Origin of the sequence: Candidatus Poriferisodalis sp. (assembly GCF_965208895.1) — a bacterium.
Classification (GTDB): Bacteria; Actinomycetota; Acidimicrobiia; order Acidimicrobiales; family Poriferisodalaceae; genus Poriferisodalis.
This window is the reverse complement of the sequence record NZ_OZ242363.1, coordinates 2,004,329-2,019,164: the sequence shown is the minus strand read 5'-3', so window position 1 is coordinate 2,019,164 and position 14,836 is coordinate 2,004,329. Positions and strand designations below refer to the sequence as shown.

Sequence of the window (14,836 nt, the reverse complement as noted above, 5' to 3'; positions counted from 1 at the left end):
TTCCGGGGCTTTGAAGGACCACTCTACTGAGGTGACGGCTTGCGCATGGCGTGTGAGATTGAGCAGCGAACCATCGCGAGACTTCGGGAGCACCAAAATCAGTTGACAGACATCGTGAATCTGTCCTAGGCAGTCGCCGTGACACTCGCATCAGCGGCGCTCACCATCGCCGTGCTGTTGATCCCCGGCGTCGCCTTCATCTGGGGTTACGAGCGATGGAACGAGGTGTACGCCCGCCGCGCGCGGGACTGGCCGTTCCGTTTGGCGGCAATCGCCGCTGTCTATCTCGCCATTGCGGCAGGGGGGCACCGAACGCATGGGCATATCTGTTCCGCAGCGAGTCTGAGGGCGTGGTGCGCTGCAAACTCAAGAGCGGACGCTGGGTCGGCGGCTACTACGGCATAGGTTCGTATGCGTCCTCCCAAGGTCCCAAGCGCGATCTGCTGATCTCACGCGCCGTTCCCTTTGGCGAGGACGGCGTCCCGATCGCACCTTGGGGCGGCACAGTCAATTCCGGCGGCCCCGAGCAGCGCACTAGCCTGCTCGTCAAATGGGACGACATCGAGACGCTCGAGTTCACCGCAGCCGACGGCGGGTGGCAGGAGGCAGCGCAGTGAGGAACCGAATAGTCCCTGGACGCGTGGGGCTGATTGAGCGACGTGGCGGTTACGCCCCCAGACGTGACTGTCCTGAGGACTTCCGCATCGAAGACGTCTACGGCCCGGTGGAAGGCGTCTCGGCTGCTCCCAAGCCAGCAGATTCACCACAGAACGACGACGACTAGCCAGCGCCGCGCCGACGAACAAGAAGCGAGGTAAGCAGGTGCCTGCCGCGTACACCGAACCGAGCGAGATCGTTGTGCATCGGCCGACTCCTGACGAGGCTCGGGAAGCGCTGGACAGCGCGATCGCCGAGACCGGATTCACACGCGAGGAACTCGCGGCGCAGGCTCGCGAGCGTCGGACGGCAAACAGATCAGGCTCCTCAAAGCCATGATCGAACAGGGCTGACCACCGCATCTGGCCAAGTCGCCCGCCGCTGCCTCGGTTCAATCGGGGGATTCGGGCGTGCGTTCGTAGAACTGCACGTAGAACGCGGCGTCGTGAGCGGGTTCGATGTGATGGGTGACGCCGGGAATGATCGCAACGCGTTCTCCCGCCGCTGCGCGGACTCGCCGCGGCGAGTCGTCGACGAACAGCACCGAGCCGTCGACCACGACGAGTTCGGCCCATGTCGATGTCACATGTGACGTGGTCAGCGCCCGGGGGACGGTGGCGGCGTCGAATGTGGGTGTTCGGCGAGCCGGTGCGGCCCCAGCGGGAACCCTCGGACTGTCTGGCGTGATGAGCCGAAGCTACGCGACCGACCGCTCGCTAACCGCAGCCACATCGAGCTCGTCAGCGAACGGTCACACGACCGGTCTTTCCCGCCATCGTTCGGTCCGCCGCGTCTGCCGCCGCATCTTGCGGTCCGCGCGTGCCTCCATGCGCTCGACCGCAGCGGGACTGAGCGGAAACAGATCCCGTCCTCGGTGCAGCCACCATGCCTCGATGAGGGCCTGCAGCACGAAGCACACGGCCAGAGGAGCGATCACTGCCTGCCAGTTGCCGGGCCGCCAGTACGCGACCCCCGCCGGGATGAGACCGCCGAGGAGCGCCGCAGTCCTGAACGCCCACGACTCGCCGCGGCTGCGGAACTGCGGGTACTTCCACAGCAGCTTGAGGAGCACGCGTCCGTAGCCCGGCTTCACGGCAGACAAAGTATCCACCGGCGTTGCCCGCCATCGTGCCGTCGATAGGCGGAACTGCCGCCGACGGGCACTGCCGGAGTGGTCGCGGCGAACGACATCGAGGTCGTCGCTGCCTACGGGCGACGGAAGATTGCATGAGTTCCGACTCGCCGCCAGATGATGTGTGGCTGTCCTTGGACCCGCTCGTCACCGTAGGCGAATGTCGCGCGGCCGTCGTCTGCCCAGCTCATCTCGAAGACGCCCAAATGCCCCTTGACGCCCTTGACGCGCAAGCTCGGGCGTGGCGAGCGCCCAGCCGCCAAGTCCTCAACGAATTGCGCCACCGCGGCAAGGAAGTCGGCCTGACTGTTTCGATCCAGTCCGGCAAACTCGCGCCCGAACACGACCTCCCATTCGAACGTCGGCATTGCGCTACACCGTCGATGCCAATTGGGTCGCGGCTGACTCAGTCCTCGATGGGGCCTGGGCCGGGGGCATTGTCGGCGCGAGCTCGCAGAGCTTCGAGAAACTCATCGGCGGAGTCGAATACTGGGCCGAACCGGCCGGCCGCTCGGTCAAGTTCGATTTGCTTTTCGCCTTCTTGCCACTCCGGCGTCCAGTACCACCCTTGATCGGGGTCGCGCTCGGCGCGAGGTCGAAGCAGAATGCCGTCGCTGACGACTTCGGCCTCGAGTTCGTCACCATCGTGCAGGCCCGCGGCAAGCCGAAGCTCTTTCGGCAGCGTCACCCGACCGCCGACAGTAAGCCGCGTCAACACCATGACGTCACCATACCGGCGCTGCTGAATTCGGCTGTCCGAGCCAGCGTCAGAGCATGCGGCGCGGCGAGCATTGCGGAACTGTCGTACTTCCTCGACGGCAAGGTCGAGTGCCTCGTCTTCAGAAAGGTTTGAGTTGTTCTCGGCGTTCGCGGAGCGGTCAACGCTGACAGCTGCAGCCTGGCGGTGCCCGCCATGTCGGGTCCCAAGAAGACGCAACCCCGGCCGTTTGCCGAGGCAGGGACGGTTCCGGGGTGTTCGCAGCCACCTTAGACGTACGACCTCAGCCCCGAAACCGGTTGCCGTCGGCCAGATTGAGGGCGCCCGGGTGCTCAGGGGCACACTGGGCTGTCAAGGAGACACGTCATGGCGCACGCATTCTCTGTCGAAGAGATCATTCGTCACCCGGTTCCGCAGGTGTGGGCCGCCCTCACCGACTGGCCGAACGCTCACCGGTGGATGCCTGGGATCGACAAGATCACCGCCGATGGGCAGACCGCAGAGGGCACCCAGTTGACGTTCCGCGCTCGTGGCAAGGATCGCTCCAGCACCATCGTGCGATGCGTCGCCGGACAGTCGATGGTGCTGCGCTCAGTTCAGCGGCGTCACTGCGGACTACACCTACGAGGTCCACGAGCACGGCGACGGCACCGCACGGGTCAGGCTGACCGCGGACTGCGAGAGCACGGGCGTGCTGTGGCGTGCGATGTCGCCCCTGCTGCGCATCGCCATCCGAGCGTCCGACGGCAAGCAGATCAGGCTCCTCGAAGCGATGATCGAAGAGGGCTGACCACCGCATCTGGCCGCGTCGTCCGCCGGCGCCCGCGTTCGTGCTGATGGAACGCGAAGGGATTCTCGTCGCCCCGCTGGCGTCAGGCCAAAATCGGTTGGATCGAAGTGCAGGGCTACCGTTACGTTCGTGGCGGTGAAGAAGCTGTCGATCTCCTTGGACGAATCGGTCGCCGAACGTGCGGCCAGCGCCGCTGCGTCGCACGGGGTGAGCTTGTCTGCGTGGCTCAACGCTGCCGCGGAGCGGGCAATCCGTATCGAGGACGGGCTTGCGGCCGTGCGTGAGTGGGAAGCGGAGCATGGCGAGCTCAGCGTCGAGGAGCTGGCTTGGGCTGACCAGGTGATCGCTGCCGACATGCGGGCATGAGTCAGAGAAGTGCCCGGATATACGTACGACACCGGCGCGTTGATTGCTGCTGAACGTAACGATCGGCGGGTGTGGGCCTTGCATCAGGGGGTGCTCTCCGAAGGCCTGACGCCGACGGTTCCCGCGGTCGTGTTGGCCCAGGGTTGGCGCGGCGGCCCGCAGCCACAGATGTCGAGATTGCTGTCGGGATGCCGGATCGAGACCCTCTCTGAGGCGGTAGCTCGTTCTGCGGGCAGCGCATGTGCTCTGGCTGGCACCAGTGACGTCGTCGATGCCGCAGTTGTGGTCGGGGCATGTGCTCGGGGGGACATTGTCGTCACGAGCGATGAGCGAGATCTCCTGCACATCGCCGCCGCTCTCGGAGTCGCACTGCGCACACGGCAGGCCTGATTGCCGCCAGACCAGTTGCCGGTGACCAGATCAGACTCCTCAAAGCCATGATCGAACAGGGCTGACCACCGCATCTGGCCAAGTCGGCCGCCGCTGCCTCGGCTCAATCGGGGGATTCGGGCGTGCGTTCGTAGAACTGCACGTAGAACGCGGCGTCGTGAGCGGGTTCGATGTGATGGCTGACACCGGGAATGATCGCGACGCGTTCTCCCGCCGCTGCGCGGACTCGCCGCGGCGAGTCGTCGACGAACAGCACCGAGCCGTCGAGCACGACGAGTTCGGCCCACGTCGATGTCACATGTGACGTGGTCAGCGCCGGGGGGACGCTGGCGGCGTCGAACGTGGGTGTTCGGCGAGCTGACGTGGCTCCAGCGGGAACCCTCGGACTGTCTGGCGTGATGAGCCGAAACTACGCGACCGACCGCTCGCTAACCGCAGCCGCAGCCTCTGACCGCCGCAGACGGTGCGGTGTCATACTGGCTGGTGTCTCCGTGGGGGTTTGGGTGCTGCGAAGCCATGCTCTGCGGAGGAACTCCGGTATCTGGGCGTTCGCTGCGGCTCTGACCTTCTTGGGTGCCTGCAGCAGCGACCCACACGGCGAGTCAGACCCCGCAGAGCCGACACTGTCATTTGCCTCGGTGGCGGTTGGGAGGGGGTTCGTCTGCGGCCTCGTCGACGACGGCTCGGTCGCATGCTGGGGTGACAACTACGCCGGTCAAGCCGATGCGCCCGAGGGCGAATTCACCGAGGTCGTGGCGGGAGCCAGTCACGCGTGCGCGCTAGAGGTCGGCGGTTCGGCGGTGTGCTGGGGCAGCGACGGCTCATGGCAAGCGTCGCCCCCTGACAAAAAGTTCGTGTCGCTGTCGACGAGCGGCTGGACATCGTACGGTCGAGTGCTGGAGTTTCTCGGAGTCGAGTGCTGATCCCTATGTAGATGCGCCCGAAGGGTCATTCCAAGCGATCAGTTCGACGTCTAACAACTCCTGCGGCATTCGCAATGACGGATCGCTGGAGTGCTGGGACCTCTACGGCCTGAGCGATGAGTTTCCCGAACCGATCCTGGACGTGCCGGACGGGAACTTCTCACAGGTCGCTGCTGGTTTGTTCGGTTCGTGCGCGTTGCAGACATCAGGAGAGGTCGCCTGCTGGGGCACGTTCTCCGGCGAGACAACCGCTGTCGAGGATCAGGCCTTCAGCGACATTTCCGTCTCCTCTGGATTCGCGTGCGGTGTGCAGTCTGACAAGCAACTCGCATGCTGGGCGATCGAGGACCGCGAAACGGACGGACTCGTGCTGCAAGTCGGCGGCTCCAACATCGGCGTCTTCAGACCTCCCGAATCCATGGCAGGCGAACTGGCGCAGGTGTCGACTGGCTCCACATATGTGTGTGCGCTCTTCACAGACGGGACGATCGACTGCTGGGGTGGAGTGACCAGCGCCCCGGGCGGCGTGGACTTCGAGCCGTTCCCACAGGCCTTCGCCGAGCAACGAGCCAAGGCAACATTTGGGTTTTGACCAGCCGGACAGTGGCTACACGCGGACGGTCTCGATGTCAGCCGACAGGCGTGACAGATCGCCAGGGTCGCTGGTGAGCACCGGCTGGCCCAAGCGCAGAGCGCAGACGGCCACGTGCGCGTCGACGGTGTCAGTGGTCTGCGTCGACGCCAGCAGCACGCCGACCAGGCGCGCGTCGCTCGCATCCAGCGGAACGATGTCAATCTCGGGCCGGCGAAGCAGTGCTGCGAGTCGTGCTTGACGGCGTGGGTTGCGCCACGCTTGGGCGACGCAGCCCGCTGGCACTGTCAGCGTCGCGCCGACAGCTCGGGCTTCCGCGACGAGCGCGACCACGCTGCGGGTTGCGCGTTCCCACGCGATGAGTCCCCCGGTGTCGATGACAGCGCTGTTCACGCAGCAGCGTTGCCCGACAGCACACGCCTGGCGGCAGCGCGTTCATCGGGTGTGAGTGGTCCGCCGGTCTCGTCGAGCATGGTGGCCAGCAGCACGTCGAAGTCAGCGTCGGCTGCAAGCTGGCATCGCACGGAGTGTTCGACGTAGGCCGACACGCTCGACGCGCCACCTTGGGCGACCAGCGTCTTCACCTGGTCGGCGATGTCGGAGTCGACGGTGACCGTCAACCGGCTCTTCGGGACGCTCATACTGATCATCTTACTCTTCCGTCGCTCGACACCCCAGCGATGTTTGTTGCGTTTCACCGGAGGCCGGCATCTCGGCGTCGAAGAATCGAAGGCGCGCCATCAGGCGGCTATGTAGCGAGCGCTTGGTCGGATGATCTTGTTGTTGGCGGCCTGCTCGAGAATGTGAGCGCCCCAACCGACGACCCGGCTCGCCGTGAACGTAGAGGTGAACGCCTCCTGGGGCAGTCCGGCCAGGTGCAGCACCACCGCGGCGTAGTACTCCACGTTGGTGACGATGACGGCGTCGGGTTTGCGGTCGGCCAGGAATGCCAGCAACTCTGCTTCGATCGCCACCGCACGCTCCACGAGTTCGCCGCCGAAATCGAGTGCCACGTGCTTCAGCGTTTCTGAGCGCGGGTCTGCCGCCTGGTACACGGCATGCCCGAACCCCATGAGCTTGCGGCCGGCGTCGAACTCGGCCGCTGCCCACGCGCGAGCCGCGGCCGGGTCGCCGATTGCGTCGAGCAGGTCGAGCACCCGGCTCGGGGCACCGCCATGGAGCGGGCCTGACAGCGCGCCGAGCGCTGCGACGAATGCGCTTGCCACCGATGCACCGGTGCTGGTGACGACCCGGGCGGTGAACGCCGAGGCGTTGAACCCGTGCTCGGCGGTGAGGCCGAGGTAGGTCTCGACGGCCCTTGCGTGGGCCGTCGGCGGATTGTCGCCCAGCGTCGATCTCAGGTAGTGCGCTGCGTACGACAAGCCTCGTTCGGGGGTGACCGACTCGCCGCCTGAGCGGATGCGGTTGACCGTGCCGAGCACGGTCGGTGCAGCGCCGACGGTTTGCAGCACCGCCAGGCGGCGTTCGTCGCGGGTCAGGTCGATGGTCGGGCGCCCGTCGACCACCAGCGGCAGCACGCTGGCCAGCACAGCCAGCGGGTCGAGATCCGTTCGCGACAGCTTCACGACTAGGTCGAGTGCATCCGCGTTCAGCTCCCGGAACGTACCCAGCTCGGCGGTGAATCCGGCCAGGGCTCCATCTTCAGGCAGCACCCCGTCGACCAGCAGGCAGGCAATCGCCTCGAAGGAGACTGACCGAGCGAGTTCGGTGGCGTCGCGGCCTCGGTAGTGGTACCAGCCCTCGTCGCCCCGGACGGTGCCGACGGACGTCTCGGCCACGATCAAGCCTTTCAGCCCGGGTGGGGCAACAGATCCTGCGGGGACGACATTGGTGCTCATGTCGGCGAGCGTAAGTGCGTGGAGTTATATTGACAACGTTGATCAATATCAATGTTGCTTCGGTGCACACAGGGCGAGCGCCGTTGGCAGCCGGCGGAATCCAGCAACCCAGAAAGAGCGAACCAAACGCATGGACGACTGGTTGACGACCGAGCAAGCGGTTGTCCGCCTCGGCGTCAAGCGCGAAACGCTCTACGCCTACGTCAGCAGGGGACTGCTGCACCGGGCGCTGGATGCGGACGGCCGCAGGTCGCGCTTCGATCCCGCGGAAATTGACCGGCTCCGCCGGCGGCAACGGCCCGAGGGTGAGTTCGCGACGCTCGTGTCGACACGGATCGCACGGCCGAGCGATGAAGGCGTGTGGGTGCGCGGTCGGGATCTCGTGGCCGAGGCAGCGCTGTCGACGTTCGAAGATGCTGCCGACCGGGTGTGGCAAGCCGGCCCCGGGGAGACCTGGCCGCCGGTCACCGATACCGATGAGATTCATGACGATGTGCTCGCCCGAGTCCCGCAGCAAGCGCCGCTCATGGACCGGCTCCGGATCGGCGTGGCGCTGGCCTCTGCCGCGGACCCCCTGCGTGACGATCTCACGCCGGCCTCTGTCCGCACGGCGGGCCGTCGAGCCGTGTGCGCGATGGTCCGCTCGCTGCCGCGTCGCTGCAGGCCGCAGGGCGACCGCATCGCCGATGCATTGTGGTGCCGCCTGTCACGCCGCCAAGCAAGCCAGCGGCGCCGGTCGGCGTTGAACCGGGCGCTGGTGCTCTTGGCCGAGCACGGCATGGCAAGTTCCACGCTCGGCGCCCGAGTGGCGGCTTCGGTCCGCGCTGACCCCTATTCGGTCATCACGGCCGGTCTCGGCGTGCTCGGCGGGCGACTGCACGGCGCAGCGAGCGCTCCCGTCCACCTGCTGCTTGCCGAGGCGGCGCTCAGCGGCGATCCGGCGCGTGCACTCGGCGACGCGCAGCGAACGCTGAGCTTCACGCCGGGCTTCGGGCACGTCACGCTCAAGCGACGCGACGCCCGGTTCGGGGCACTGATGGAAGCCCTGACCGGTGCCTGGCCGACAGACGAGCGGCTCGGAACCGTGCTGGAGGTGCACAACCTCGCAGCCGACCGAACCGAGGGCGTCGCCACCGTCGACTTCGCACTCGGCGCCATGACATTCCTGGCCGATATGACGCCCGAAGCCGGCGAAGCCATCTTCGCCATCGCCCGAACCGTCGGCTGGGTCGCCCACGCCCTTGAGGAATACGGCGAGGAACCTCTCCGCTTCCGCTTCCGAGCCCGTTACGTCGGCGACTGAGCCGCACTACAGCGAGCATGCAACTGGGTAGCCGCGTGAAGTGGCGCAGCCGAGACGATCTACATGGCGCGAGAAGACGAGGCCCGGGCTCGCTCGCTGCGCGATCCGGACGACTGGCCAGTCGTGGCGTGCGCGTTGTCGCTCGGCGCTGGAGTGTGGACCAACGACAACGACTTCCTCGGCACCGGCGTGCCGACGTGGACAACAGCAACGCTCGACCTTTGGCTGCGGCGTGCAGCGGCGGATGGCTAGCGCTCAGGAGTCGGTCAGTCGAAGTCGCCCGGACCGGGTGGCCTCATCAGCGCGTCTATAGCGGTCCACAGCGTGCGCGACACCGGGTCGAACAGCACCGGCACCCCCACGCCGACAGGTGCGGCCAGCGCCAGCAGCAGTGCGCGGCTGACATCAGTGCCCCAGACGAGCATTGCCGCAACGACGGTCGCAATCACGGCGGCCGCGGACACAACCGTGTTCACAGCCACCGCGCCCAGCCAGTGACCTTCCATGCGTTCGAATCTCAAGCCGCAGCTCGGACACCGCTCGCGCATGGCGAATAACGCCCAACGCCGAAATAGGCCCCGACCCCCACACGACGGGCAAGCCAACGTCAAACCGCGCCACAGCACCCGCACGCCCGCAGTCTGCCGCCGCATCCCGCCGTTCACATACGGTGTATGACGAAACGTGATACACTGCTCGAGTGACGCACGCGATATCTGTGAGGCTCGACCCCGAAGCACTGAGGGCTCTTCGCAGGGTGGAAGCTCAGGGGCTGACCCAATCCGAGGCGGTGCGCAGATCCATCGTGAACGAGGCCGAGCGACTTCGTGACCGTCGCGCACTCGCAGCCGAGGCCGCTGCCTTGGAATCTGACGAGGCTGACCAAGCTGAGATGGCCGCCGTGGCCAGCTTGATGGAAGAGCTTCGTGCGCCGGGGTGACATTCACGAATTGCGTTTGCCCAAGGGTCTGGGGCACGAGCAGCAGGGTCGCCGCTACGGCGTCGTTGTGCAGTCCGATGCCTTGCTGCCGAGGTCGGTCGTCTTGGTAGCGCCGACGTCGACAAGCGCACGGGCAGCCTCGTTCCGCCCCACCGTCGACATTGCAGGAACGAGCACACGGGTACTGGTAGAGCAGCTCGGAGCGGTTGACGTCAGCCGCCTCGGCGATGTCGTCGGACACCTCACGCACGAGGAGCAGTGGGGCGTGGACGTCGCCTTGGCGACAGTGCTCGATCTCTGACCGACCGCAGCCTCGCACTCCAGCAGCTCCTTCCAGTCCAGGGTCCCGTCCGGGTTGCCTGCGGCGGACGTTCCAGACTGCGTTATGCGGCGCCGTTGGTGAATCGGTGCGCCTCGAGGTCGCTCCGGCTGGCCCACTCCAGGGTGCGGGCGTGGGTCGCTTCCAGCACCACCGGGGGCGCGCTTGCGGCCTCGAGCGCTTCGGTCCAGCGCGACGCGCACAGGCACCACCGGTCGCCGGGAACCAGGCCCTCGAAACCCCCGGCCGGCTGCGGAGTCGACAAGTCGTTGCCTGCCGACTTGGAGAACTCCAAGAACTCCGCCGTCATCACCGCGCACACGGTGTGAACTCCGAAGTCGCCCGAGTCGGTGTTGCAGCAGCCGTCGCGGAACCAACCCGTGAGCGGGTCATACGAGCACGGCTGCAATTCGCTGCCGAGAACGTTCTGCGCCACGCCGCCCAGTCTCTCAGGCTGTCTGAGCGATGCGGGCTCAGCCGACGATGAGTTCTCGAAGCGGGTCGAAGATCGACGGGCTGGCGGCGTATACCATGTCGTCGTTGAGGTCGCTCGGGAGTTCGACCTGTGCGCCAGCTTCGGTGGCGATGAGCGCCCCAGCGGCATAGTCGTACACCTTCAGGTCCTGTTCGAAGAAGGCATCGCAGCGGCTGTTGGCAACCCAGCACAGGTGCAGCGCGGCTGAGCCGAAGGCCCGGACGTCGCGGGCTGCGGGAAGCACACGCCCCAGCGCAGCCGCCTGAGTGCGACGCCGGTCCGCGTGGTACGAGAAGCCAGTTGCCACGAGGGCCTGCGCCACGCTCTCCGGTGCCTGAGTTGCGATGGGGGAACCGTCCAGGTGAGCCCCTGAATCGAGTGCTGCAGAGAACACCTCGCAGCGCAGTACATCAGCAACAGCGCCAGCCACGACCGTGCCGTCGCGGGTCGCAGCGATGCTCACGGCAAACACAGGCAGGTCGTACAGGAAGTTGACGGTGCCATCGATGGGGTCGACGATCCATCCGATGCTGCTGTGACCGACTTCCTCAGCCAGTTCCTCGCCCACAATCGAAGAATCGGGACAGCGACGCAAGAGTTCGCCACGAATGAGTTCCTCGGACTGGATGTCCACGGCAGTGACGACATCGGTCGGGGAGGATTTCGTGCGCAGTGCCTCGCCGGTTCCAGCCGCCCCGCGCAGGAACGCGGCCGCAACCCCGGCGACATCGACGGCGACAGTCTCTAGCTCTGTTGGTGTCATGCGTCGATCACCTTGCCACGTCTGCTGTCGCCCGGTGGTGACGCGCCGAGGTCGCCGCTAGACAGCGATCTCGCTGCGAATGCCCCGTACATCCATCTCGAAGTCGAGGTCGTGCACGGGCGGTCGCGACCGGTACCAGCGCAGTCCGTGACGAGTGGCCGGCCCCATCTGGTCGATCACGGCGTCTTCCAGCAGGCCCTCGTGCATGAACACCGTGTACACGTCGGTGGTGGTGACCTGTTCCCAATTGGCACCCATCGCTGCGAGGCGCGACCCCATGGTCGCCACCACGTGACCGGCTTTCTCTCGCATGGCCTCGGGGCCCGTCTCGCCCTTGCGGATGATCTCGTTGTCGTCGAGCGTCGCCTCGGGAATCTCCCCCGCGCCCGACACCACAAACGTCGTCGACGCGCCCGCCGGAGCCTCGACGGTGTAGGAGAACGCGTGCAGCACCGGCTCGGACGGCGGGTCGTGTGCGGGAGCGACGTTCGTGCGGGCCAGCGGGTTGTGATCGCCGACGTAGAGATCCCATGACCGGATGAGCTCGACGTAGCCGGCGTTGAACTCGATGAAGCCGGGCATCGAGTACGGGACGGGGCAACGCAGCTCGATCGCGCACAGGGCCGGCCGGCCTCGACCGACATCGGCCAGGTGAGCGTCGATCAGCTCGAAGCCCTCGCGCCACGGTCGGTGGGCACTCAGCGTGGCGTGCACGACCTCGTGGCCCTCAGATGCGATGACCCCGCTGGAGAACGGGGATATGCCGGCGAGGAAGCGGTACCCGCCTCGGGGATTGTCGATGAACATGATATGTCTCCTTGTGTTGACCCGAGGGAGCTATCCGTCCAAGAGCTGCTCGCGCAGGCGGACTGTCAGGCGAGTCGACCCTGTCGAGTCGTATCTCTACTTAGCAGAGCGCTGCGGTTGGCCGGGCTGCTCGGCTCAGCTGGCGGGCATGCTCCAGCTCAGGATCAGGAGGCACCCGGCGAGTGCCACTGCAATCGCCAGCAGCCAGTCGCCGGTGCGTGATCGAGTCTCGGTTGATGTGTTCATCGTGATTTCTCTGTCTCTATCCACCATGCATTACCCATGCATGTCGTCTCCCATGCAGTGCACCAAGGGGGTGTGACAGCCATCTCCAGCGGGACGAGACCGAGCAGCTCGATCACCTTGTCGGCGTCCACCGGCCCAACGTAACCCTCTGGCTGGAAGCCCGATGTGCCCGCCGGTGCGTCTCTCGTCGCCGAGTTCCGGTTCGCTGATGTCCAGCCTCAGCCGGCGTCGATGTCAGGTGGGATCGGATCGAGCCCGAGCAGGTCTTCCAGCACCGCCACGGTCCCCAGCACGCCCACATCGTCGGTCTGGTGGCCGAGCACGCTCAGCCCGATGGGCATGCCGTCGTCGGTGAAGCCGCTGCACACCGTCCCCGCCGGGCGCCGGGTGAGGTTGGCCAGGGGAGTGAAGCGCACCCAGTTCTCGGTCTCGACGCCGTCGATCGTGCCGTCCCCGCCCACAACAGGTGTTTGCGATGCCATGGTCGGCAGCAGCATCACGTCGAAGCCAGACATGATCTCGCCGAGCTGCATCGACAGTTCGGCAGCCTGCTGACGTGCGGCGGAGACGCTTTCGAGCGTCGTGTTCTCGAAGGCTTCCACCAGGGCGACGGCGAGCAGGTCGGTGACGTCGTCCCACGCTGGTGTGCCATAGAGCGGCCGGTAGGCAGGCCCAATCAGCCCTCCGAGGAACAGTGGCAGGAACGCCGCCGCCACGGTGTCGAACAGCGTGCCTGCCTCGACCACCTCAACGCCTTCACCAGCCAGCAGCTCGACGGCTGCGCGGCAACTCGTCAGGATCTCCGAATCCACCGCATCACCGTCGAATGACGGCACCCACAGCACTCGCGCCGGCAGGGGTGGATCGTCGAGCGCCCGCCGCCACGATTCGGTGGGGGCGGGCAGGCTCCGCAGATCCGACGGGTGCGGCCCCACCAGCGCGTCCAGGCAGTACGCCACGTCTCGGATCCGGCGAGCCATCGGCCCCACGCACGACAGGTCCAGCAGCCCCGGTGGCGGCGGGCCGCTGGGCACACGCCCGTGACTGGGCTTCAGGCCTGACATGCCGCAGATCGAGGACGGAATGCGAATAGAGCCGCCGCCGTCGGAACCGGTGCCCACTGGCACCATGCCTGACGCCACCGCGGAGGCGGTGCCGCCCGAAGAGCCACCAGCGGAGCGGGACAGGTTCCAGGGATTCCAGGTGGCGCCGAACAGCGGGTTGTAGGTGTCGCCCATGCAGCCGAACTCGGGTGTGTTGGTCTTGCCGACGATCACGGCTCCAGCGGCCCGCAGGCGTGCTACCTCGGTGGAGTCCGCAGCGACCGGCGGGGTGTCACGCAGGTGCATCGCCCCCCGTGTCGTCACGAATCCCGCGGCATCCGCCAGGTCCTTGACACCGACGGGAATGCCCGCCAGCGGCCCCACGTCCTCACCGGCATCGAGCCGCTCATCGATGACCGCAGCCTGCCGGCGAGCGCCGTCGGCGTCGAGCGCAACGAACGCGTTGAGCTGCGGGTTCAGTGCCTCAATGCGTTCCAGCGCGCGCTCGGTGACTGCGGCGGCGCTCAGCGTGCGGTCCTGCACCATCGACGCCAGTGCTTCGACCGACACCGCCCGAAAATCAGGTACATCCATGGCTGTCTCCCGCTGGCTCACTCGGTCTCGCTCGCCGCGGGACACTAGCGAGCCGCCGGATCACCCCCGGCACGATGCGCTCAGCGGGACGATGCGCCGCCGTCGATCGTGACCGATGTGCCGCTGACGTGGCTCGCCCGCTCGGAGGCCAAGAAGGCGATCACGTCAGCTACCTGCTCGACGGTGCCCGGCGCCGGATCGGCGGGGATCAGCTCCTCCCAGCGTGACTCGTCGCCGAGTTCGCCGATCGCCTGGCGGCGGAGCATGTCTCCCATTCGGTCGGTGATGATGAGGCCTGGGTTGACGGCGACCACGCGCACGCCTTCGCGCAGGCTCCGGCTGCCGAGCGCCGCGGTCATCGCAACCAAGCCGCTGTTGCCGACCCCGCCGGCGATGTAGGTCGGCTGCGGCCGCAGCGACGCCACGCCGATGACATTGACAATGACGCCGCTGCCCCTGGCGGTCATCAAAGGCAGAACGGCCCGGCACAGGTCGATGTAGCCGAAGACCTTCAGGTCCCAGGCATCGCGCCAGGTCGCATCGTCCACGGTCGCGATGTCACCGGCAGGAATCGCCCCGGCGTTGTTCACCCAAATGTCAACGAGGTCCGCGCCGCCGCCACCGTTGCAGCCCGTCTCGGCGAGCAATGTCTGGCGACCCTCCGGCTTCGACAGGTCGACCGCATGCGTCGTGACGGTCACCTCAGGCGCCGATTCCTGCACCTCCTTGGCGGCCCTCGCCAGCACATCTGCTGACCGGGCGGCCAGCGCAACATCGCAGCCCTCACGGGCCAGCGCCACGGCGCAACCGAGCCCGATGCCCTTCGATGCGCCCGTGATCACTGCGCGCCTGCCTGCAAGTCCCAGATCCATCAGCTCAACGTAGCCCTGGCGTCCATGGCCCGACCGATGGGCAATTC

General features: G+C 66.6%; 25 protein-coding genes and 1 pseudogene. 12 read left to right on the top strand and 14 right to left on the bottom strand.

Features of this window, described 5'->3' with window-relative positions; genetic code table 11:
• Positions 1-215 precede the first annotated feature (215 nt).
• The gene (locus tag ACOGJB_RS09150; protein ID WP_419840501.1) at positions 216-617 is read left to right on the top strand and encodes a DUF6338 family protein; all 402 of its coding nucleotides are present in this window, start codon (positions 216-218) and stop codon (positions 615-617) included.
• Positions 618-640: 23 nt separating this feature from the next.
• Positions 641-784 carry a hypothetical protein gene (locus tag ACOGJB_RS09145; protein ID WP_419840500.1) on the top strand — a complete coding sequence of 48 codons (144 nt, stop codon included), beginning with the start codon at positions 641-643 and terminating at the stop codon, positions 782-784.
• A gap of 264 nt (positions 785-1,048) precedes the next feature.
• On the opposite strand, the gene ACOGJB_RS09140 is transcribed toward ACOGJB_RS09145, so the two are convergent.
• The 4 genes from ACOGJB_RS09140 to ACOGJB_RS09125 all read right to left on the bottom strand — a co-directional run bounded on the left by ACOGJB_RS09140 (position 1,049) and on the right by ACOGJB_RS09125 (position 2,510).
• Positions 1,049-1,345, bottom strand: coding sequence for a DUF1971 domain-containing protein (locus tag ACOGJB_RS09140; RefSeq protein WP_419840703.1), 297 nt, complete (start codon positions 1,343-1,345; stop codon positions 1,049-1,051).
• Between the two features lie 63 nt (positions 1,346-1,408).
• Positions 1,409-1,750: a hypothetical protein gene (locus ACOGJB_RS09135; protein ID WP_419840499.1), complete on the bottom strand. Its 342-nt coding sequence runs from the start codon at positions 1,748-1,750 to the stop codon at positions 1,409-1,411.
• Positions 1,751-1,863: 113 nt separating this feature from the next.
• Positions 1,864-2,157, bottom strand: a complete 294-nt coding sequence (locus ACOGJB_RS09130; protein ID WP_419840498.1) for a hypothetical protein — start codon at positions 2,155-2,157, stop codon at positions 1,864-1,866.
• A 38-nt stretch (positions 2,158-2,195) separates the two neighbouring features.
• Complete coding sequence (locus ACOGJB_RS09125; protein WP_419840497.1) at positions 2,196-2,510, bottom strand: AbrB/MazE/SpoVT family DNA-binding domain-containing protein; 315 nt, start codon at positions 2,508-2,510, stop codon at positions 2,196-2,198.
• Between the two features lie 363 nt (positions 2,511-2,873).
• Between ACOGJB_RS09125 and ACOGJB_RS09120 the strand changes: the two are divergent.
• The 4 genes and pseudogenes from ACOGJB_RS09120 to ACOGJB_RS09105 form a co-directional block, all read left to right on the top strand.
• Positions 2,874-3,002 (top strand): annotated as a pseudogene (locus ACOGJB_RS09120) (SRPBCC family protein); the annotation flags it as partial.
• 34 nt (positions 3,003-3,036) lie between these two features.
• Complete coding sequence (locus ACOGJB_RS09115) at positions 3,037-3,297, top strand: hypothetical protein (protein WP_419840798.1); 261 nt, start codon at positions 3,037-3,039, stop codon at positions 3,295-3,297.
• Positions 3,298-3,426: 129 nt separating this feature from the next.
• Positions 3,427-3,663: a hypothetical protein gene (locus ACOGJB_RS09110; RefSeq protein ID WP_419840496.1), complete on the top strand. Its 237-nt coding sequence runs from the start codon at positions 3,427-3,429 to the stop codon at positions 3,661-3,663.
• A 9-nt stretch (positions 3,664-3,672) separates the two neighbouring features.
• Positions 3,673-4,053, top strand: coding sequence for a twitching motility protein PilT (locus ACOGJB_RS09105; protein ID WP_419840495.1), 381 nt, complete (start codon positions 3,673-3,675; stop codon positions 4,051-4,053).
• Between the two features lie 103 nt (positions 4,054-4,156).
• On the opposite strand, the gene ACOGJB_RS09100 is transcribed toward ACOGJB_RS09105, so the two are convergent.
• Positions 4,157-4,453, bottom strand: a complete 297-nt coding sequence (locus ACOGJB_RS09100; RefSeq protein ID WP_419840702.1) for a DUF1971 domain-containing protein — start codon at positions 4,451-4,453, stop codon at positions 4,157-4,159.
• Positions 4,454-4,691: 238 nt separating this feature from the next.
• Between ACOGJB_RS09100 and ACOGJB_RS09095 the strand changes: the two genes are divergently transcribed.
• On the top strand, positions 4,692-4,976 hold the full coding sequence (locus ACOGJB_RS09095; protein ID WP_419840494.1) for a hypothetical protein: 285 nt from the start codon (positions 4,692-4,694) through the stop codon (positions 4,974-4,976).
• A 142-nt stretch (positions 4,977-5,118) separates the two neighbouring features.
• Positions 5,119-5,568: a hypothetical protein gene (locus ACOGJB_RS09090; protein ID WP_419840493.1), complete on the top strand. Its 450-nt coding sequence runs from the start codon at positions 5,119-5,121 to the stop codon at positions 5,566-5,568.
• Between the two features lie 15 nt (positions 5,569-5,583).
• Here the strand turns inward: ACOGJB_RS09090 and ACOGJB_RS09085 are convergent, their stop codons facing one another.
• The 3 genes from ACOGJB_RS09085 to ACOGJB_RS09075 all read right to left on the bottom strand — a co-directional run bounded on the left by ACOGJB_RS09085 (position 5,584) and on the right by ACOGJB_RS09075 (position 7,427).
• Positions 5,584-5,961 carry a PIN domain-containing protein gene (locus ACOGJB_RS09085; RefSeq protein WP_419840492.1) on the bottom strand — a complete coding sequence of 126 codons (378 nt, stop codon included), beginning with the start codon at positions 5,959-5,961 and terminating at the stop codon, positions 5,584-5,586.
• On the bottom strand, positions 5,958-6,209 hold the full coding sequence (locus tag ACOGJB_RS09080; RefSeq protein ID WP_419840491.1) for a hypothetical protein: 252 nt from the start codon (positions 6,207-6,209) through the stop codon (positions 5,958-5,960). Before ACOGJB_RS09080 ends, ACOGJB_RS09085 begins: the two co-directional genes overlap by 4 nt.
• A gap of 99 nt (positions 6,210-6,308) precedes the next feature.
• Complete coding sequence (locus ACOGJB_RS09075; protein ID WP_419840490.1) at positions 6,309-7,427, bottom strand: citrate/2-methylcitrate synthase; 1,119 nt, start codon at positions 7,425-7,427, stop codon at positions 6,309-6,311.
• A gap of 130 nt (positions 7,428-7,557) precedes the next feature.
• On the opposite strand from ACOGJB_RS09075, the gene ACOGJB_RS09070 reads away from it, so the two are divergent.
• Positions 7,558-8,730, top strand: coding sequence for a citrate synthase (locus ACOGJB_RS09070; protein ID WP_419840489.1), 1,173 nt, complete (start codon positions 7,558-7,560; stop codon positions 8,728-8,730).
• A 63-nt stretch (positions 8,731-8,793) separates the two neighbouring features.
• Positions 8,794-8,982 (top strand): PIN domain-containing protein, encoded by a 189-nt coding sequence (locus tag ACOGJB_RS09065; RefSeq protein ID WP_419840488.1) that lies wholly within the window; start codon positions 8,794-8,796, stop codon positions 8,980-8,982.
• A 14-nt stretch (positions 8,983-8,996) separates the two neighbouring features.
• Here the strand turns inward: ACOGJB_RS09065 and ACOGJB_RS09060 are convergent, their stop codons facing one another.
• A complete protein-coding gene (locus ACOGJB_RS09060) occupies positions 8,997-9,278 on the bottom strand; it encodes a DUF983 domain-containing protein (RefSeq protein WP_419840487.1) in 282 nt (93 codons plus the stop codon).
• A 152-nt stretch (positions 9,279-9,430) separates the two neighbouring features.
• On the opposite strand from ACOGJB_RS09060, the gene ACOGJB_RS09055 reads away from it, so the two are divergent.
• Positions 9,431-9,670: a hypothetical protein gene (locus ACOGJB_RS09055; RefSeq protein ID WP_419840486.1), complete on the top strand. Its 240-nt coding sequence runs from the start codon at positions 9,431-9,433 to the stop codon at positions 9,668-9,670.
• Positions 9,657-9,971: a type II toxin-antitoxin system PemK/MazF family toxin gene (locus tag ACOGJB_RS09050; protein WP_419840485.1), complete on the top strand. Its 315-nt coding sequence runs from the start codon at positions 9,657-9,659 to the stop codon at positions 9,969-9,971. The genes ACOGJB_RS09055 and ACOGJB_RS09050 overlap by 14 nt, the downstream gene beginning before the upstream one ends.
• 82 nt (positions 9,972-10,053) lie before the next feature.
• On the opposite strand, the gene ACOGJB_RS09045 is transcribed toward ACOGJB_RS09050, so the two are convergent.
• The 5 genes from ACOGJB_RS09045 to ACOGJB_RS09025 all read right to left on the bottom strand — a co-directional run bounded on the left by ACOGJB_RS09045 (position 10,054) and on the right by ACOGJB_RS09025 (position 14,789).
• Complete coding sequence (locus ACOGJB_RS09045; RefSeq protein ID WP_419840484.1) at positions 10,054-10,425, bottom strand: DUF2237 family protein; 372 nt, start codon at positions 10,423-10,425, stop codon at positions 10,054-10,056.
• Between the two features lie 37 nt (positions 10,426-10,462).
• Positions 10,463-11,227: an inositol monophosphatase family protein gene (locus ACOGJB_RS09040; protein WP_419840483.1), complete on the bottom strand. Its 765-nt coding sequence runs from the start codon at positions 11,225-11,227 to the stop codon at positions 10,463-10,465.
• 57 nt (positions 11,228-11,284) lie between these two features.
• Positions 11,285-12,034, bottom strand: coding sequence for a RidA family protein (locus ACOGJB_RS09035; RefSeq protein WP_419840482.1), 750 nt, complete (start codon positions 12,032-12,034; stop codon positions 11,285-11,287).
• Positions 12,035-12,498: 464 nt separating this feature from the next.
• Positions 12,499-13,938 (bottom strand): amidase, encoded by a 1,440-nt coding sequence (locus ACOGJB_RS09030; protein ID WP_419840481.1) that lies wholly within the window; start codon positions 13,936-13,938, stop codon positions 12,499-12,501.
• A gap of 59 nt (positions 13,939-13,997) precedes the next feature.
• A complete protein-coding gene (locus ACOGJB_RS09025; RefSeq protein ID WP_419840480.1) occupies positions 13,998-14,789 on the bottom strand; it encodes a short-chain dehydrogenase/reductase in 792 nt (263 codons plus the stop codon).
• Between the last annotated feature and the right edge of the window lie 47 nt (positions 14,790-14,836).